Raw genomic sequence first — 19706 nt, forward strand, 5'->3', positions numbered from 1 at the left:
ACGCACAGGTATACTCCTGTCCTGGTTTTTTTTATCACTTAGTCGGGAGTAGTTACCCTCCATGCAAGAAATTATGCAATTCGTTAGCCGCCATCCGGTTCTGAGCATCGCGTGGATTGGCCTGCTGGCTGCTGTGCTGTTCACCACATTTAAGAGCCTGACGTCTAAAATTAAGGTTATCACCCGTGGTGAAGCGACGCGTCTGATCAACAAAGAAGATGCCGTCGTGGTCGATCTGCGTCAGCGTGACGATTTCCGTAAAGGTCACATTGCGGGCGCAATCAACCTGCTGCCAGCTGAAATCAAAGCGAACAACGTCGGTGAGCTTGAGAAACACAAAGCCCAGCCGATTATCGTTGTCGATGCGACCGGCATGCAGGCACAGGAATCTGCCAGCGCGCTTCATAAAGCAGGCTTCGAAAACGTAACGGTACTGAAAGAAGGTATTTCCGGCTGGAGCGGGGAAAATCTTCCTTTGGTTCGCGGTAAATAAGGAGTTCAGTCATGGCCAATATTGAGATCTATACCAAAGCGACGTGCCCGTTCTGTCATCGTGCGAAAGCGCTGCTGAACAGCAAAGGCGTCACGTTCCAGGAACTGCCGATCGACGGTGACGCGATTAAACGCGAAGAGATGATCAAACGTAGTGGTCGCACGACGGTTCCGCAGATTTTTATTGATGCGCAGCACATTGGCGGCTGTGATGACTTGTATGCGCTCGACGCCCGTGGTGGACTCGATCCGCTGCTGAGCTAAGAGACTTTAGGACAATTAAAAAGGGTATTTCCATGTCAGAACAAAACAACACCGAAATGACTTTCCAGATCCAGCGTATCTACACCAAGGACGTCTCTTTCGAAGCGCCAAATGCGCCACATGTTTTCCAGAAAGATTGGCAGCCAGAGGTTAAACTTGATCTGGATACCGCATCTACCCAACTGGCAGATGACGTGTATGAAGTCGTGCTGCGTGTTACCGTTACCGCGTCTCTGGGCGAAGAAACTGCATTCCTGTGTGAAGTACAGCAGGGCGGCATCTTCTCTATCGGCGGTATCGAAGGCAACCAGATGGCGCATTGCCTGGGTGCGTACTGCCCGAACATTCTGTTCCCGTATGCGCGTGAATGCATCACCAGCCTGGTTTCTCGCGGTACATTCCCGCAACTGAACCTTGCGCCAGTTAACTTTGATGCGCTGTTCATGAACTATCTGCAGCAGCAAGCTGGCGAAGGTGCTGAACAACATCAGGATGCCTGATGAGCACTGTTAATGCGTCAATGACTGTGATCGGTGCCGGCTCATACGGCACCGCTCTTGCCATCACGCTGGCAAGAAATGGTCACGAAGTGGTTCTCTGGGGCCATGACCCAAAACATATCGCCACGCTGCAGCGCGACCGTTGCAACGTCGCGTTTCTCCCGGACGTTCCGTTCCCTGACTCCCTGCACCTTGAAAGCGACCTTGCGACCGCGCTGGCGGCCAGCCGCAACATTCTGATTGTGGTTCCGAGCCATGTATTTGGCGACGTGCTCCGTCAGATTAAGCCGCTGATGCGCCCGGATGCGCGCATTGTCTGGGCGACAAAAGGACTGGAAGCCGAAACCGGACGCCTGCTGCAGGACGTTGCCCGCGAAGCGCTGGGTGATGAGATCCCGCTGGCGGTCATCTCCGGCCCGACCTTTGCCAAAGAGCTGGCCGCTGGCCTGCCGACGGCGATTTCGCTGGCCTCCACCGATCAGGCCTTCTCCGACGATCTTCAACAGCTGCTGCACTGCGGCAAGAGCTTCCGCGTCTACAGCAACCCCGATTTTATCGGCGTGCAGCTGGGCGGTGCGGTGAAGAACGTGATTGCGATTGGCGCCGGGATGTCAGACGGCATTGGCTTTGGTGCCAATGCGCGTACGGCGCTGATCACCCGAGGGCTAACCGAAATGTCCCGCCTTGGCGAAGCGCTGGGTGCCGATCCGGCCACCTTTATGGGGATGGCTGGCCTGGGCGACCTGGTGCTGACCTGTACCGACAACCAGTCTCGTAACCGCCGCTTTGGCATGATGCTCGGACAGGGCAGCGATGTTAAAGGCGCGCAGGAGAAGATTGGTCAGGTGGTTGAAGGCTACCGCAATACCAAAGAAGTCCGCGAGTTGGCGCACCGTTTCGGTGTCGAAATGCCAATAACCGAGGAAATTTATCAGGTATTGTATTGCGGAAAAAATGCGCGCGAGGCAGCATTGACCTTATTAGGTCGTGCGCGCAAGGACGAGCGCAGCAGTAACTAGTCGGAACCGTTGTCACCTGAATGACCCAGCCAGCGCAGAACTGGCTGGTCATTAACTATCGTCTGGAGTAAGCAATGCCGTGTGAAGAACTGGATATCGTCTGGAACAATATTAAAGCCGAAGCCTGGGCGCTGGCCGACTGCGAGCCTATGCTGGCCAGTTTCTACCACGCGACGCTACTCAAGCACGAAAATCTTGGCAGCGCGCTGAGCTATATGCTCGCCAACAAGCTGGCTTCCTCGATCATGCCAGCTATCGCCATTCGTGAAGTGGTGGAAGAGGCTTACGCTGCAGACCCGGAAATGATCGCCTCTGCCGCCTGCGATATTCAGGCTGTGCGCACGCGTGACCCGGCGGTCGATAAATATTCTACGCCGCTGCTGTACCTGAAAGGCTTCCACGCCCTGCAGGCTTACCGCATCGGCCACTGGCTGTGGAATGAAGGCCGCCGCGCGCTGGCGATCTTCCTGCAAAACCAGGTTTCCGTGACGTTTCAGGTCGATATTCACCCGGCGGCAAAGATTGGCCGCGGGATCATGCTCGACCACGCCACCGGGATTGTCGTCGGGGAAACGGCGGTGATTGAAGATGACGTCTCGATCCTGCAGTCGGTTACCCTGGGCGGTACCGGTAAAACCAGCGGCGATCGCCATCCGAAAATCCGTGAAGGGGTGATGATTGGCGCGGGTGCTAAAATCCTCGGCAATATTGAAGTCGGGCGCGGCGCGAAGATCGGCGCAGGCTCCGTAGTGCTCCAGCCCGTGCCACCGCATACCACCGCCGCTGGCGTACCAGCGCGCATCGTCGGTAAACCAGACAGCGATAAGCCGTCTATGGACATGGATCAGCACTTCAACGGCATTCACCATACCTTCGAGTATGGTGACGGCATTTAACTTCTGAGAATGGCGCCCGGGTAACCCAGCTGGCGCCAGGCTTCATACACCACCACCGACACCGCGTTCGACAGGTTCATGCTGCGGCTGTCCGGCATCATTGGAATACGGATTTTCTGCTCGGCGGGCAGGGCATCCAGGATCGTGGCCGGCAGGCCGCGGGTTTCCGGGCCAAACATCAGATAGTCACCTGCCTGATAGCTCACGGCGCTATGCGCTGGCGTGCCTTTGGTAGTCAGGGCGAACATGCGCTGCGGTTTCTCTGCTTCCAGAAACGCTGCGTAATCGTGGTGACGAACGACGGCGGTAAATTCATGATAATCCAGCCCTGCGCGACGCAGACGTTTGTCGTCCCACGTAAAGCCCATCGGCTCAATGATATGCAGACGAAAACCGGTGTTTGCACACAGGCGGATGATATTGCCGGTATTCGGCGGAATTTCTGGTTCGAATAAAACGATGTTAAGCATGCTGCCCCCTTAATTGCGGGGGCAGAATAGCAGAAAAGAGAGGAACTACGCGACGCCGGGTTCCTGCGAGCGGCTGTACAGCATTTTGTAGACGGTTGCCGCAGCGGCCACCAGAGCGGGCACGCTGAGGATCATTAAAATACTGTCTGCCTGCCACTGCATAGAGAGAAGCTGGGCGCTGGTCATGGTTCCCGCCACGCCGCCAAAGCGTCCGATCCCCTGCATCCAGGCGATGCCCGTCGCGCGGCACTCGGTAGGGTAAAAGGTGGCGGCCAGGGTTTGCATGCCCGACTGCGCGCCGTTCATCGCGATCCCCATCAGGAAAATCAACCCGCCAAACAGGGCGATATGGTTATGCTCAATGCCAAGCAAAAGGATGAGGCCCATTGTCAGCACGAAACCACACGCGACCACCCTGTGCGCTTCCCAGCGGTCCATCATCCAGCCCGCGAGCAGAATGCCTGCGGTGCCGCCGAAGGTGAACAGCGAGGTGAGCCAGGCGGATTCCGCCAGAGCATAGCCCATCCCCTGCATCAGCGTTGGCATCCAGCTTAGCAGAACGTAGTAAATGACCAGCCCCATAAAGTAGGTCACCCACAGCATCAGGGTGCCGGGCAGCCAGGGCATGGAAAACAGCTGCGACACGCTCCCTTTTTTAGAGGCGACTTTCTCCTCCGCCAGGAAAAAGCCCGTGACGCTATCCAGCGTGCTGCGGGCAAACCGGCTGGCGATGCGGCGGACCTGCATGACGTCTTTCCCGCGCTGCACCAGAAACTTCACGGACTCCGGTAAAAACAGCGCCAGCAGCAGCGTTAAAATCAGCGGCGCAATCGCGCCGGTCAGCAGCACGCTTCGCCAGCCGTGGTGGGGGATAAGCCAGGAAGAGATCGCGCCGCCGCCCGCCGCACCCAAAGGGAAGCCGCAGTACATGGTATTAATCGCCATGGCGCGACAGCGCTGGGGGGCAAACTCGGAGATCAGCGTGATGGCGTTAGGCATTGCGGCGCCCAGCCCCAGGCCCGTCAGAAAGCGCCACAGCGTCAGGGTATTCAGGCTTTGCGCCCAGGCCGTCCCCAGGCTCGCAAGGCCGAAGAACAGGCACGAAAAGACCAGCACCCGCTTGCGCCCCATCCGGTCCGAGACCGGACCGGCAATCAGCGCGCCCAGCGACAGCCCCAGCAGCGCTGCGCTCAGCACCGGCCCCAGATCCTGTTTGTGTATCCCCCATTCTGCCGACAGCGTAGGCGCGATGTAACCCATCGCTGCCGTATCAAAACCATCGATCGCCAGAACCAGAAAGCCCAGCACAATGAGCAGCCAGTGAAACCCTGAAAAGGGACTCTCATCGATCACCTGCTGAATATCCACCTTACCTGAATACGCCATACGCTCCACTCCGATCTGATGTTGTTTTTGTGTTCTTGTATTTGCTTGTCTATACAATTGCGGACGGCGGGTGGATGTCAAATTTTCTTATCCAATATGTTATCTGGATGTTATTTTTGGCATAAAAAAGCGCCCGAGGGGGAAATCGGGCGCGTGAGAAAGGGGGATTAACTGGAGAAGGTCAGGCCGCGTTTCCCTGAGCCAGGGGAGCCAGCGCCGCCGGTAATTTGCTTAACTCCTGCACCAGAGAATCCTTACTGATTTCGCTAATCGTTCTTGCACCGGTCAGCGTCATCGCCACCTTCATCTCTTTTTCGATCAGGTTAAGCAGATTCGCCACGCCCGCCTGGCCCGCCGTCGCCAGCGCATACAGATACGCACGCCCCAGCAGTACGCTGTCGGCGCCCAGCGCAATCATGCGCACCACGTCAAGCCCGTTGCGGATGCCGCTGTCGGCCAGGATGGCAATATCGCCTTTCACCGCATCGGCGATGGCCGGCAGGGCGCGTGCGGAGGAGAGCACCCCGTCGAGCTGGCGTCCGCCGTGGTTAGAGACCACAATCCCGTCTGCGCCAAAGCGTACCGCGTCGCGGGCATCCTCCGGATCGAGGATCCCTTTGATCACCATCGGGCCGTCCCAGAACTCCCGGATCCACTCCAGGTCCTTCCACGAGATCGACGGATCGAAATTGTTCGCCAGCCAGCCGATGTAATCCTCCAGCCCGGTCGGTTTACCGAGGTAAGCCGAAATATTGCCCAGGTCGTGCGGACGACCGTTCAGGCCGACATCCCACGCCCACTGCGGGTGAGTAACCGCCTGCCAGTAGCGGCGTAACGCAGCATTCGGGCCGCTCATGCCGGAGTGGGCATCACGATAGCGCGCCCCGGGGGTCGGCATATCGACGGTAAAGACCAGCGTCGAGCAGCCCGCCGCTTTGGCGCGCTCCAGCGCGTTGCGCATAAAACCGCGATCGCGCAGGACGTACAGCTGGAACCACATCGGGCGCTTGATGGTCGGGGCGACCTCTTCGATCGGGCAGACGGACACGGTGGAAAGCGTAAACGGAATGCCTTTGGCATCCGCCGCCGCGGCGGCCTGCACTTCGCCACGGCGGGCATACATGCCGCATAAGCCTACAGGCGCGAGCGCCACGGGCATGGAGAGCGTTTCGTCGAACAGCTTTGTCTCAAGGCTCAGGTCAGACATATTCTTCAGCACGCGCTGGCGCAGAGCCACTTCCGACAGATCTTCCGCGTTGCGGCGCAGGGTGTATTCGGCATACGCCCCGCCGTCGATGTAGTGGAACAGGAACGGGGGCAAAATGCGCTGCGCCGCGGCGCGATAGTCACTGGCTGCTGAAATAATCATGCTTTGTTCTCCCTGGAAATATCACTGTCGCCAGGCAGACGGGTAATACGCGCCTGTCGGGCCTGGTCTTCATCGAATCGTTTAATGGTGGTGTGCACGAAGCCGAGATGCGCCATCATCGCTTTGCGCGCGGCCTCGGCATCACCGGCCAGAATGGCGTTGAGCACCGCCTCGTGCTGTTCGGTAAGCTGGGCAAACACCGGCGGAACCAGATACATGCGCTGGCGGCTCTGTTTAACGGAGGATTGCAGCAGGTCGAAGAACCCGCGCATGGTCTGGAGCAGCACCACGTTGTGCGACGCCTCGGCAATCGCCAGGTGAAAACGGACGTCCGCCTGGGAGGCGATATCCGGGTCGCTGCTTTGCGTGGCCTCAAAGCAGGCGATGAGTTTCTCTTTGTCAGCGTCGGTTGCCCGCATGGCCGCGTGCCAGGCGGTACTGGTTTCGATGGCGTGACGCGCTTCAAGGATGTCGAAGCTGTAGTCCGGGTCGTTCTCCATCAGCGTCTTCAGCGGCTGCACGATGTTTTGCTCGGACCAGTCGTCATGCTGCCAGCGCACAAAGGTGCCGCCGCCGCGACGGCTCAGCAGCACCCCTTCGCTGACCAGCGTCGCCAGCGCCTCGCGCAGTGAGTTGCGCGACACGCCAAGCTGGGCGGCAAGCTGGCGTTCGGCGGGCAGCTTCATGCCCGCTTCCAGCTGTTGTTCTTCAATCAGCGCCCGCACGCGAGAGGCAATCTCGTCGGACAGGCGTCTGGGCATCACTATCATGGGATCATCCAGGTTAAGACATAGGCCTGCAGGGTGGTGATCACCCCCACCATGCAGGTGAATATCAGGCTGTGTTTCACGGTAAAGCGGAACAGATCCGACTCTTTACCGACCAGTCCCACCGCCGCACAGGCAATGGCGATGGATTGTGGAGAGATCATTTTCCCGGTCACGCCGCCGGTGGTATTCGCGGCCACCAGCAGGACGTCAGATACGCCAATCTGCTGGGCCGCCGTTGCCTGCAGCGCGGCGAACAGGGCGTTAGACGAGGTATCGGAACCGGTCAGGAACACCCCCAGCCAGCCGAGGAACGGCGAGAAGAAGGTGAAGGCATGGCTGGTATGTGCCAGGGCCAGTGCCAGCGTTGATGACAGGCCGGAGTAGTTCGAGATAAACGCGAACGCCAGCACCATGCCGATGGAGTAAATCGGCAGCATCAGCTCTTTAATGGTCGCCGCAAAGGTCTGCACCGCGGCCGCAGGCTTCATGCGCAGCCACACCACGGAAAGGAGTGCGGCAAACAGGATGGCGGTACCGGTGGCGGAGAACCAGTCGAATTTATAGACCGCGGCATACGGCGTGGCGGCGTGCACCACCGGCGGCATACGGGCGACCATTTTGTCGAGGAACGGTACGGAAATATTAATCACCATGTCGTACAGCGCCCCGCCCGGCGCGAACAGGGCTTTAAACGGCGGAATGCTCCACAGGGTCACCGTTGCGGTCAGGAACAGGAACGGCGACCAGGCGCGGATCACCTGTCCTGCCGTATAGCCCGTGCGGGCCAGGGTTTGATCAACCTGCGAGGCGCCCATGTCGGCGAAGCGGAAAATACGTACCGGCTGCCAGCGTTTCAGGAACAGCGTCAGACAGACCAGCGATACCAGCGAAGAGATGATGTCCGGCAGCTCCGGGCCGAGGAAGTTCGAGCTGAGGTACTGGGCAATCGCGAACGAACCACCCGCCACCATCACCGCAGGCCAGGTCTCCTTCACGCCGCGCCAGCCGTCCATAATCGCCATGATCCAGAACAGGACGATAATGGTCAGGAAGGGCAGCTGGCGGCCAACCATCTGGCCGATCTCGAAGCTGTCCAGCCCGGTGACCTGTCCGGCCACCAGAATCGGAATACCCATCGCGCCAAACGCAACCGGCGCGGTGTTCACAATCAGGCACAGGCCCGCGGCATAGAGCGGGTTAAAGCCCAGACCGACCAGCAGCGCGGCGGTGATCGCCACCGGTGCGCCAAAGCCTGCCGCACCTTCCAGAAACGCCCCGAAGGAGAAGCCGACAATCAGCATCTGCAGGCGCTGGTCCGGCGTGATGGAGAGAATCGACGAGCGGATAATGTCGAACTGCCCGGTTTTCACCGAGATTTTATAGACAAACACCGCCGCGATGATGATCCACGCAATCGGCCACAGGCCGTAGAAGAAACCGTAGACGACGGAGGCCAGCGCGCGATCGACCGGCATTTTATAGAAGAACAGCGCCACCATCAGGGCGATAGCAACGGTATACGTCGCGGCGAGGTAGCCCTTCAGCTTGAGCTTAATCAGCGCAAAGAAGAAGAACAGGATCGGAAGCGATGCGATCAGGCTCGACAGCCAGATATTACCGGCCGGGTCGTAGTTTTGTTGCCAGAGGCTCATGCAGGTCTCCTGGGGACCAGACAGCCTGCGCTGCGGGTGAGTCTCCGCTCAACTCTGCGTCACAGGTTGTGTAAAAGTGGTCCTTCCAATGTTGTGTTGTAGGGTTAATGACAATGAATAGTTAACCAAATGTTATGGTCAGGCAATGAGTTTGTGAGCAGAATTAATGGAATTGTGAACCGGGGAAGAAAGAAAACGGGGATTGGTTGGGCCAATTTGAAGCGGGGGCTCCACAGTATGATGGTGGGCCCCGCAGAAGAGTTAATCGAATTTCATGAATTAGACAGCATTTTGAATAGAAGCGGTATCTCCGATGACTATCAAACCATCTTGTTGCTTAAGACGGTTATCTTTAATCTCCCGCTCAATAACATCGGAGATCACTTTTCGAAGAACACTACTGGTTGATTTAAAACCAAGCATCCTTGAGACAGATGTAATGATTTCATCTTCCGTTGCTCCCAGGCTTGCGTTAACGATGTCAAATATACCCGAAGCGATTTCTATAGGTGCGATCAGTTCTGGTTTACGCAAGCCTGCAGACAAGACGTTCTGTCTGTTGCGAAGTCGAATAGTTACTTCCTTGTGTATGAAAAATTCATGTTCCTTATAAATATTACCTTTCCTGCAGGCAATTTGAGCAGCATGACTAACAACGCTTTCTATCCGTGCACCAGCTCGTTGTAATCCCCATGCGGAGCGAAGACGAGTTATTACTTCGTTAATATGGATAGGAGATTCTGTGAAGACTATTTTTTCAACCATGTCAGCAAGTATGCCGGTTGGTGTTTCATGTAAAGCATATGAAAGATTGGCTTCGGGCTGTGCTTCTTCATAACTCACATTCTGGTCATTAGCGGAATCAGTTCTATCAAAACCAACCTCAATAACGTCTTCTCGTTCCACTGCCACGATATCAACAGGAACAGCTCGGGAACGCCCGTATGTATGTTCTGCTCTGCTATTCAGTTCTGCTTTTGCATTATCAATAGCATCAATAACTTTTTGCAATTGTTCCTCTGGTCTTTGGAACCAATCCGTACTCCAGATTCGGTGTATTATCCAACCATGATCTTCAAGAACGGCTTGACGTAAACGATCACGCTCTCGGGCAGACCGAGAGGAATGATAAGTACTGCCATCACATTCGATCCCGAGAAGATAACGTCCCGGTAATTCAGGATCGGCAATTGCTAGATCGATAAAGAAGCCAGCAATTCCTACTTGCGGGTGTACTTGATAGCCTCGGTTCTGAAGTGCTGAGGCGACTTGTTCTTCAAATACGCTATCCATCGGACGCCCGGAAACTTTGGACATTGATAAGCGTCCTGTACGGGCATATTGAAGGAATAGTTTGAACGCTATTACGCCAACACCTTTCGCTCGCTCAAGATCAATATCTTCATCGGTGATCGATGCAAAAACCTCACATCGACGTTTTGCACGGCTAATCAGCACATTCAGCCGTCGCTCACCACCTTGCGAACCCAAAGGGCCAAATCGCATTGCCAGATAGCCTTGTTTATTACGCGCATACCCTACAGAGATCATGATGACATCACGTTCATCACCTTGGATATTTTCCAGGTTTTTAATGAAGAATGGCTCTCCTGGATGGGAATTAAAGAAATCCTCATATTGAGGATTTAAACGGCGAAGAACCTCTAATTCATCCTGAATAGCCTTACGCTGTGAAACCGAGAATGTTGCGACTCCCAGTGACAATTCGGGATTCTGCTGTACATGCTCAAGAATTGCGGTAGCAATTCTTTTTGCCTCAATAGGGTTGGCATTACCTGCACCTGATTCGAAAACACCGTTTTCAACATAATGGAATCGCAAGCCCATACCCGCCTCTTCAGTGTATGGGCTTGGTACTATAAACAATTTGTTTTCGTAGAACTGACTATTAGAAACCGCAATAAGCGACTGGTGTCGACTACGGTAATGCCAGCGGAGCATTCGCTGTGGCAAGCCTCTGGCAACAAACAATCCAAGTATGCTTTCGATATCTGCTACTTGCGTCGAATCTTCATCCCCATCATCGTTACTGGCCTCAGTCATACGAGAGAAGAAACTGGTTGGCGGCAATTGCCTTTCGTCCCCGACAACAACAACTTGCTGACAGCGCGCAATTGCACCTATGGCATCGACAGGCTGAATCTGGCTGGCTTCGTCCATAACGAGCAAATCAAATTTTTGCTTACCTGGGATCAAGAATTGTGCGACAGAGAGTGGGCTCATCATCATGACCGGTTTGATTGCCTGAATTGCCGGGCCCGCTTTAAGCATCAATTGGCGAATAGGCATATGGCCTCTTTTCCTCGCCATTTCGGCACGCAGGACTCCAACCGGACCTGCAGCTCCGATTTTTGAAGGAATACGACGATGGTGTGCCCGAGCGACCTCAATACTTGAGCTCTTTATACGGCGTAAATCCATTTCGGCAAAGTACTGCACTTTTCGGTTATGAAGTTCACCGTCGAAGCGGGAAAGAGACGGTATCTCTTTAGCCATTAAACTGAACAGCGATTCATAATAGGTATATTCGACCGAGCTATAACAAGTCGATAATGGTAAGCGCCCATCCTCAAGCCGTTCTACAACTTCTGAGAGTCCCAAATTATTTGCTTGGTTGCGCCGGTGTTGCCAGGCAACCCATTTAGACAGTTGTTCGGCATTTTCAGTCCAGGAGGTTAGTTTTTGCAGGACACTATCGATACGTAAATGCTGATTATCCAAATGGAAGAATTCGTCGGTGGACGATTCGAGTTCGTTGGCCAGATTTTCAAGTTCGTTAATGATAGAGACACGTGTCGCTGAAAGTTGATTAGCGGAGTTCAGTAACTCACCATGATCGTTTACGGTCGCGCATATGAAGCGTAAGTCACCGTGTTTTTCAATCCATGTACAATCGCTAACGATATTTTGCCAGTTGGACAGTGTACCTCGCCATGCACTACCCAATGCTGCGCTTCCCAATTCGTATTGGGATTCGATGGCCTTCTTTTGATATTGCAATGCAATAATCTTCTTGACCAGCGCCAGACGTTCACCAGGGCGATCTGCCGGATCTTTAAACACCTGTTGTGATGTTGAATCTATACGACTAAGTTTTTGAGCCATAGCTTCAACATAGCTTAATGGAACACGCTTAATAGAATAATGATTATCAAACCAGGATTCTGCAGTTGCGCCAAAAGCCTTCCAAAGTTGTTTCAGTTCAATATCGGCTTGATTAAGAAGCTGCTCCAGTTTCTGGCTAAAGTGCCTCAACGTTTCACGATCAGACAGTTGGCTCGCCAGTAAACGTGCTTCTGAACCAACATCTTTAAGCGTTGCCATCCATTCTACTAATGCCTTCAGAGCACTGCTGTCACTGTTTTCACCACGCCAATGTGAGCCAAACGCACTGTTCCCAAACTCGCTAGCGTTGGCGATGTTTTTTCGTAGCGCTTGCGCCTGAATAACCTTATCCAAAAGCTCAATTTGCTGCTGAATAGGTTGATTTGTATTTCGAATGAGGGAGTGAGCAAGTGCACGTGAACGACGCCATTCGCTGTTCAGTATTTTGAACATCCCAGTATGTATCGCAAGGTTATGACGAATTTGTGTGAGTTCGGTATCCCATATGGTCTCCGAAACATGGGGATCGATTTTCTGACGCAAAGAATGTAAATCAGCGATTGAATTGACCAACTCTCTGGCTTGTTCGACACCATGCTCCCATACGGAAGCGACAAAAGCTTGCGGGCTCGCATCGGGGGCATCAGCTACGCGTATGCTGAGTTCAATCAGATTATTGATTTCCTGAGATGAACGATACAGAGATTCAGTACCTAGCTCTTTCGTCAGATGGGCCACTGTTAATTGAATTTGCGGTAATAGTGGTAGTAATGCTCTGGCAGCTGAAAAGGCATCTGGCAAAAGATCCTCTGGGACTGTTTGCAGTTCATCACGGAATTCAAGTAGAGGGGTATCAAACTGTTCATCATGAAGCAGATCTTTGATTTCCTCGAAATTATTTTGATACGTTATACCCTGCTCAATTAGACTTTTTATTTCGTAAAGAGAGTTAGACCAGACAGGATTAACAAGTGCAGCTTCCTCTAACTCAGGTGCCTGATTTATGAGGTTAGCAATCTGAAAAATTTTGTCCGCCTCGTTGAAAAGTACTGGTTCAGGTGTTATTCCAACTCGTACAGCTAAAGTCGCTATAGTGTTTTGAAAGTCATGTACTTTGTGTAACAACGTAGTAATTTTTGGCATCAGGCGATCGAGTTCACTCGGTAAAACGGATTCTCGTTTGACACCATTCCAGGGATGATTATGGGGTAGCCCAATATTCTCAATTCGTTCAATAAGCTCTTTAACGAGATCCAGTCGTTTTATCAGATCGTTATTACTCCATTCATCGAAGCCATGAAGAATGAAGTCCGTAGGTGTTTGTTCATTTTGACGCAATCTTACCAATTGCCCAATCACCTGATAAGGGCTCAAACCCGAAGGTGTATAGACTTTGTGGAGGCGCGCTGGGTGGGCATTCAGGGAGTCACGAGCTTCGGTTAAGTTCTCAATTAATTCATCAGGAAATTCACCGCGGGGCGAACCTAAATCCCATACTCGCTTCAACTCCTCGAGTAAAAGTCGTTTATTGGCCTTGTTGCTATGAAGTTCTAAACAGGCATCACCGACTCCTGTTTGGTCGAGACGGCGTTTGACGACTTCAAGAGCTGCCATTTTTTCTGCAACAAAAAGTACTGTTTTTCCATCCGCGATAGCCGACGCAATAATATTGGCTATTGTCTGTGACTTACCAGTGCCAGGAGGTCCTTGTATGACAAGGTTTTTACCTTTCCTTACTTCATGGATCGCCAGCGTTTGAGAGCTATCGCTATCCATAATATGAAGCATATCTTTAGGCGTGATAAGGTGGTCTATAGAGCTGTCTTCTGAAAGTAGTCCGTCGCTTTCATCAAACCCTTCTTCCATGAGGGCGCGAATAAGATATTTTGATGTAATAGCTTCATCATCGGGCCAGTTTGCAGGATCGAGATCTCGATACATCAAAAATTTAGAAAATGAGAACAAACCAAGGATGATATCATTTGTTATAACTTCCCAGTCTGTTTTCAATGCTATTGATTGCTGTACAGCTTCAAAGTAACTACTTATGTTAATTTCATCATCATCAGATTGCATCACAGGTAATGTGATCTGATGTACGCGTTCAAGGAATGCTTCCAAAGAGAGGTTAGGAATGATGTCTTCTGAACGTGCTTTTAGTTTAAATCTTTCTCCAGCACTACCGCGTTCCAGACTTACTGGCACTAGTATCAGAGGAGCATAACGGACACTCTCTTTATTGGCGGGATCTACCCACTTCAATGTGCCCAGTGCCAGGAAAAGAATGTTTGCGCCTTGCTCCTCTTCAAGCGTTTTGGAGTCGTGGTACAAATCAAGTAATCGAGTTTGCAACCCTTTAGGGGTTAAACGAGTTTGCAGTTTAGTATCAAGATGCTGCGATTTGATTTCGGTGTCTTTTTCATCAAATTGATAAATAAAAGCTTTTTCGTCTGAAAGACCATCTTCAGTCTCCTGGTCGTCTTCTTTACCTGATTTACCATGCAAAAATGTGAACGTTTTTTTTTCATTAAGCAGAAGGTTGTAGACCAGTTCAGAACGCTCATCAATCACTTCCAGGAAACGTGTATTCTTCGATCGCGGAATGTTTAGTAAGCGGTTTCTTGCCCCCAAATCCAGAAGTTCAGCCCTGGCTTTTTCAAGTTTTTGTTCTAAAGAAAGGGCGCTGTTTTGAAAGGTAGAGCTCTCAGTAGAATTCATAAAATTTATAACCTAATGCAATGACATACCATCATGCCAAAGAAATATATTATATTTCAATGACGTGCCGTGTGTATTAGTTAGATCGAAAGAAATGAATGTCCACTTTACTCTCAAGAATGAGAATTGTGAACCTGCAGATTTTACTATTGCTTGTTTACATTTACGGGAAGTAATCCTGTAATTTTGGACAATAAAAAACCCAATACATTCTTCTGATGAATATATTGGGCTGGCTTGTATTAAATTTTACTTAGATTAAGTATCAGAACGCGGTCTTACAAAAGCCCGTCATCTCTTTCAGGCCCATTTCGCGGCCAAGCTCGGTCATCGGGTGCACCACCACCAGACCACGGACGCTTTTCTTCAGCTTGCCCATGTCGGCCTGCTCTTTTTTGGTGATCGCGCGACGGTGCGGCATGTCCATCAGCTTCTGCGCTTCTTTGCTCAACTTCTGGCCTTTCACTTCGCGCAGGCGCTCGATTTCTGTTTCCAGCGTGGCGGCTTCTTTTTCCAGCTCGGCGTACTTCTCGGCGGACTCGACCAGTGACAGGCCAGCCATCTGGTGGCGGATCAGATCCAGGCGGTCGCTCAGGCGTTTAATTTCGTTCTTTTCGACTTCTTTCATGACAAATAACTCTGAAAACGGGGAATTTACAGGGAAGGATACACCAATGTGAGCAGGCTTACTTCTGAAACGCTTTTTTTAAGCTGATTCGGGAAATCAGCTCAGTCAGGGAGAGAACCATCGTGGAACGGACAACCTGTTGATAACGCAGCTTTTGCATCGCGTAGAGCTCAGGGTCGCTGTTATCAAAATGGGGAGCAGGGGGCAGCGCGGTGACGCAGTGCAGCTCGCCGAAGGGCCCCAGGATCTCATCATCGGTAAAGGTGTACTCATTACCGTCATGATTGAGTTCTTCGCGCAGCGCCATTAACAGCTCCGCATCTTCATACTCTTGCCGGTTCAGCACGCCAAGACCATAAATCAGCTTCAGACGCACGGATAAATCGCCCAGCGGTCCGTCTCCGTCCAGTAACGGTTCTACAGCATATTTTACCGCGTAGTCGTCTTTGCGAAACACCTGAAGCACCAGGATATTCACCGCCTCGGTTAACAGCTCGACGGCGGCAATCAGGAAGCTTCGTACGGTTTTGCCAGCATTCAGACGCTCAAGCACACGATTTTCAAAGGCCTGGGTTTGTTCCATTATTGCCTGCATATCTGACAATCTATTATCTGGGCGCAGGTTAACCTGCGCCGCACTGTGCATCATTTGGTTGCGTTGTATGCGTTAACCGCCTCCACAACCACGTCGCTGTTGGCGTCCAGACCGGAAATCTGCGCCAGCGCAGCCTGTGCGCCTTTGTCATCAATCAGCTGAGCCAGTTCCTGCGCCTGTGGGTCCTGCTCGCTGCGGTAGTGCATCGCGGCGGCAATCCCTTTCACCAGGTTGGCGTGCGGCAGGCCGTATTCCAGCGTGCCCAGCAGCGGCTTAATCAGGCGGTCGCCCGCGCTCAGTTTACGCAGAGGCTGACGGCCCACGCGCTCAACGTCATCTTTCAGATACGGGTTTTCAAAGCGACCGAGGATTTTCTGGATGTATGCTGCGTGTTTATCAGCATCAAAACCGTAGCGTTTGATCAGCACCGCGCCGCTCTCTTCCATTGCCCCTTTTACCACCGCGCGGATCTTCTCATCGAGGATCGCATCACGAATGGTCTGATGACCGGCCAATTTTCCGAGGTACGCGGTTATAGCATGCCCGGTGTTCAGCGTGAAGAGTTTGCGTTCGACAAATGCCATCAGGTTATCGGTTAATTCCATTCCCGGAATGGTCGGCAGGGCGCCTTTAAACTGGGTTTTATCAACGATCCACTCGCTGAAGGTTTCCACGGTCACTTCCAGCGGGTCGTTGGTGGCGGATTCAGACGGCGGAACGATGCGGTCCACGGCGGAATCCACAAACCCGACGTGCGCTTCAACCCAGGCTTTGTCTTCGTCCGCAACAGCGTTGAGCACGTGACCTTTCAGCTGCGTGGTGCCGCGCACCATGTTTTCACAGGCGATGATGTTCAGCGGGGCGTCGATGCCCTGCGCTTTACGTTTTGCCAGGCCTTTCGCGACCGCAGGAGCGATGCGCTCAAGGACAACCGGACCGACGGCCGTCGTGACCAGATCAACGCTGGCGATCAGGTCGATAACGTCTTCACCGATGCTGCTGACCGCGTTGACGCCGGATACCGTCTCAACCTGCTCGTTTTCACCGACCACATGGACCTGATAGCTATGACGCGCATTCAGGGCATCCAGGACCACCTGATTCACATCGGCGAATGTCAGCGTAATGCCCGCGTCTGCCAGCAGTTTACCGATAAAACCACGACCGATATTACCTGCGCCAAAATGTAATGCTTTCATAGTGTTAACCTTCATCAATGTTTTTACCCGAGAGGGCTGGGGTGAGGAACGTTTCCCCTCACCCTAGCCCTCTCCCCATGGGGGAGAGGGAGGAGTACCGTTATTTGTTGAGCAGTGCCAGGACTTCTTCCACGCTGGTGGTGCTCGCCAGACGCGCAATGACAGACTCATCGTCCAGCGCGTTGGTCAGGCTGGTAATTACCTGAATGTGCTCGTTGTTGCGAGCGGCGATACCAATCACCAGACGGGCGATGTCGTCTTCTTCTTCACCGAAGCGCACGCCCTGCGGATACTGACAGAATACGACGCCGGTTTTCAGGACGCGATCTTTCGCTTCAACCGTACCGTGCGGCACCGCGATGGATTCGCCCAGGTAGGTTGGCGTCAGTTTTTCGCGTTCCAGCATCGCGTCAACATATTCAGGCTGAACGTAGCCGCCTTTCACCAGCTGCTCGCCGGCAAAGCGAATCGCTTCTTCTTTAGTAGCCGCTGTGCGACCGAGGAAGATGTTTTCCGCACCCAGTTTGAACAGGTGGGCGTTGCTCTCGTCAAAGCTGTCCTGCAGGCTTGAGCGCACTTTCACTTCGTTGTCTTCGTGACGCTGCGCCGCAACCAGACGTTCGGTCAGGCTGGTGTACAGGCCGCTGTCGAGGAAGTTAGTCAGCGAGATGTGCTGTGCCTGCGGTACCTGGCGCATGGCGCGTTCGGTCAGGTCGCGGTGCGTGATGACCAGGTCAACGTCCGGCGGCAGGCTGTTAATAGCGCTGTTGGTGACGGAGATGTTGGTCAGGCCCGCATCCTGCACTTTCTTACGTAGCACGCCTGCACCCATTGCGCTGGAACCCATACCGGCATCACAGGCAACGATGATTTTACGCACGTGGCTCAGGTCGTTAGACACATCGCCAGCCGCCAGCGGGGTTGCGCCTTTGGATTCGGCTTTCATGTCGTGCATACGACGGGTCGCCGCTTCAATATCGTCGTCTTCTTTCACTTTGCTGGTTTTCAGCAGGATAGAAGAGACCACGAAGGAGACCGCCATGGCCGCACAGATGGCTGCGATGTTCGCGAAGTACGCCCCTTTTGGCGTCATCGCCAGTACCGCCAGGATAGAGCCCGGAGAAGCCGGAGACACCAGACCGCCGCCCAGCACGCTCAGGGTGAACACGCCGGTCATACCGCCAAGGATAACGGCCAGGATCAGACGTGGGTTCATCAGCACGTACGGGAAGTAAATTTCGTGAATACCGCCCAGGAAGTGAATGATTGCTGCACCGCCAGCAGACTGCTTCGCGCTGCCGCGACCAAAGAACATGTACGCCAGCAGAACGCCCATACCCGGACCCGGGTTGGCTTCAATCAGGAAGAAGATAGACTTGCCGAGATCGTGAGACTGCTGAATACCCAGCGGCGAGAAGATGCCGTGGTTGATGGCGTTGTTCAGGAACAGGATTTTCGCCGGTTCTACGAAGATAGACGCCAGCGGCAGCATATCGTGCGCAACCATGAAGTTAACGCCTGCCGCCAGAATTTTGGACAGCACTTCAACCGCAGGGCCAATGCCGAGGAACGCCAGAATCGCGAGGATCATCCCGATGATGCCCGCAGAGAAGTTGTTCACCAGCATTTCGAAGCCGGATTTGATCTTACCATCAACCCAGACGTCGAATTTCTTAATCGCCCAGCCGCCCAGAGGACCGGCAATCATTGCACCGAGGAACATCGGCATATCCGCACCGACGATAACACCCATGGTCGTGATGGCACCCACTACGCCACCACGGTCACCGCCCACCAGACGACCACCGGTGAAACCGATGAGCAGCGGCAGGAGATAGGTAATCATTGGGCCAACAAGTTTCGCCAGCGTTTCGTTAGGCAACCACCCTGTCGGAATGAACAATGCAGTGATGATACCCCACGCGATAAACGCGCCGATATTTGGCATCACCATGTTGCTGAGGAAACGACCAAAGCTTTGAACTTTGATCTTGAAATCGGATGACATAAAACACCCCTTCTTCTGTTTACGCTTAGGCTTGCGGCCCGAGGTTTATTGTTAATGAGGCGGCAGAGGTAGCCGGACCCTGTTCTGATGCTGTGAAATCTGGCACTGAATCGTTCAACTGTCCAGACAGCGAAAATTTGTGTGACGCATATCACGTAAAGGTAGGGGGTGTGGATGCTAATGAGGTGATCCTGGTCACAAAAAAGGTGGGCAAAAAAAATACGATGGCGAGAAATGCGGCAAAAATCACCCTTTTCTGTGATGGTTATCACGATTTGATTTTGTGTGTTTGTTTCTGGATTGTGACTGATTTCACAAAATATTTTTATGCAGATTTCTCCGGCTGTGATCGGCGGCAAACTCTGTTTAGCGATTCGGCGTCAGGATGGCATAGCGCGACACGTTAAGTTAAAAAACCACTTTTGATGTGTGGTATGGCGAAAAGTTAAAACGTGGATTACGCTCATATTGTAAGGTTAAGTATATTATTATTCAGGATATATTTTGACACGCTTATAAACTTGCATGGAGATATTATAAAATCCGATACTCCCCGGCTCGGAAATAACCAGCATACCTTGTGTATTTCAAAATAAATTAATTAGGTTGCGTAC

General features: G+C 53.0%; 16 protein-coding genes. 6 read left to right on the top strand and 10 right to left on the bottom strand.

All coding sequences use genetic code 11. The annotated features are described in order from the left end of the window. The first annotated feature begins 61 nt into the window (after positions 1–61). The 5 genes from DFO52_RS16810 (at position 62) to cysE (ending at position 3171) form a co-directional block, all read left to right on the top strand. Positions 62–493 carry a rhodanese-like domain-containing protein gene (locus DFO52_RS16810; protein ID WP_023309913.1) on the top strand — a complete coding sequence of 144 codons (432 nt, stop codon included), beginning with the start codon at positions 62–64 and terminating at the stop codon, positions 491–493. 11 nt (positions 494–504) lie between these two features. Further along, positions 505–756, top strand: a complete 252-nt coding sequence (gene grxC / locus DFO52_RS16815) for a glutaredoxin 3 (protein ID WP_023309914.1) — start codon at positions 505–507, stop codon at positions 754–756. Positions 757–788: 32 nt separating this feature from the next. Then, entirely contained in the window at positions 789–1256 is a 468-nt protein-coding gene (secB, locus tag DFO52_RS16820; RefSeq protein WP_003860835.1) for a protein-export chaperone SecB, read from the top strand. Further along, complete coding sequence (gpsA, locus tag DFO52_RS16825; protein ID WP_023309915.1) at positions 1256–2275, top strand: NAD(P)H-dependent glycerol-3-phosphate dehydrogenase; 1020 nt, start codon at positions 1256–1258, stop codon at positions 2273–2275. The genes secB and gpsA overlap by 1 nt, the downstream gene beginning before the upstream one ends. Positions 2276–2349: 74 nt before the next feature. Beyond that, positions 2350–3171: a serine O-acetyltransferase gene (gene cysE / locus DFO52_RS16830; RefSeq protein WP_133550813.1), complete on the top strand. Its 822-nt coding sequence runs from the start codon at positions 2350–2352 to the stop codon at positions 3169–3171. On the opposite strand, the gene trmL is transcribed toward cysE, so the two are convergent. The 10 genes from trmL to DFO52_RS16880 form a co-directional block, all read right to left on the bottom strand. After that, entirely contained in the window at positions 3168–3641 is a 474-nt protein-coding gene (gene trmL, locus DFO52_RS16835) for a tRNA (uridine(34)/cytosine(34)/5-carboxymethylaminomethyluridine(34)-2'-O)-methyltransferase TrmL (RefSeq protein ID WP_033147028.1), read from the bottom strand. The two genes, cysE and trmL, sit on opposite strands and share 4 nt — an antisense overlap. Before the next feature lie 45 nt (positions 3642–3686). Continuing rightward, the gene (locus DFO52_RS16840) at positions 3687–5027 is read right to left on the bottom strand and encodes an aromatic acid/H+ symport family MFS transporter (protein ID WP_133550814.1); all 1341 of its coding nucleotides are present in this window, start codon (positions 5025–5027) and stop codon (positions 3687–3689) included. Positions 5028–5208: 181 nt separating this feature from the next. Then, positions 5209–6396 (bottom strand): FMN-dependent L-lactate dehydrogenase LldD, encoded by a 1188-nt coding sequence (gene lldD / locus DFO52_RS16845; RefSeq protein WP_133550815.1) that lies wholly within the window; start codon positions 6394–6396, stop codon positions 5209–5211. Beyond that, positions 6393–7166 carry a transcriptional regulator LldR gene (gene lldR, locus DFO52_RS16850; RefSeq protein WP_063145474.1) on the bottom strand — a complete coding sequence of 258 codons (774 nt, stop codon included), beginning with the start codon at positions 7164–7166 and terminating at the stop codon, positions 6393–6395. The genes lldD and lldR overlap by 4 nt, the downstream gene beginning before the upstream one ends. Beyond that, positions 7163–8818 (bottom strand): L-lactate permease, encoded by a 1656-nt coding sequence (gene lldP / locus DFO52_RS16855; protein WP_038417734.1) that lies wholly within the window; start codon positions 8816–8818, stop codon positions 7163–7165. Before lldP ends, lldR begins: the two co-directional genes overlap by 4 nt. Positions 8819–9097: 279 nt before the next feature. Next, positions 9098–14662, bottom strand: a complete 5565-nt coding sequence (locus DFO52_RS16860) for a DUF3320 domain-containing protein (protein WP_133550816.1) — start codon at positions 14660–14662, stop codon at positions 9098–9100. 265 nt (positions 14663–14927) lie between these two features. Next, positions 14928–15290 (bottom strand): YibL family ribosome-associated protein, encoded by a 363-nt coding sequence (locus DFO52_RS16865; protein ID WP_029742228.1) that lies wholly within the window; start codon positions 15288–15290, stop codon positions 14928–14930. A 58-nt stretch (positions 15291–15348) separates the two neighbouring features. Next, positions 15349–15939, bottom strand: coding sequence for a mannitol operon repressor MtlR (gene mtlR, locus DFO52_RS16870; RefSeq protein WP_032661869.1), 591 nt, complete (start codon positions 15937–15939; stop codon positions 15349–15351). After that, complete coding sequence (gene mtlD, locus DFO52_RS16875; RefSeq protein ID WP_032665121.1) at positions 15936–17084, bottom strand: mannitol-1-phosphate 5-dehydrogenase; 1149 nt, start codon at positions 17082–17084, stop codon at positions 15936–15938. The genes mtlR and mtlD overlap by 4 nt, the downstream gene beginning before the upstream one ends. Positions 17085–17184: 100 nt before the next feature. Next, positions 17185–19092, bottom strand: coding sequence for a PTS mannitol transporter subunit IICBA (locus DFO52_RS16880; protein WP_023309922.1), 1908 nt, complete (start codon positions 19090–19092; stop codon positions 17185–17187). A gap of 170 nt (positions 19093–19262) precedes the next feature. Between DFO52_RS16880 and DFO52_RS16885 the strand changes: the two genes are divergently transcribed. Further along, positions 19263–19499: a hypothetical protein gene (locus DFO52_RS16885; RefSeq protein ID WP_133550817.1), complete on the top strand. Its 237-nt coding sequence runs from the start codon at positions 19263–19265 to the stop codon at positions 19497–19499. The last annotated feature ends 207 nt before the right edge of the window (positions 19500–19706 follow it).

It is taken from the genome of Enterobacter sp. AG326, from assembly GCF_004362415.1.
Classification (GTDB): domain Bacteria; phylum Pseudomonadota; class Gammaproteobacteria; order Enterobacterales; family Enterobacteriaceae; genus Enterobacter; species Enterobacter asburiae.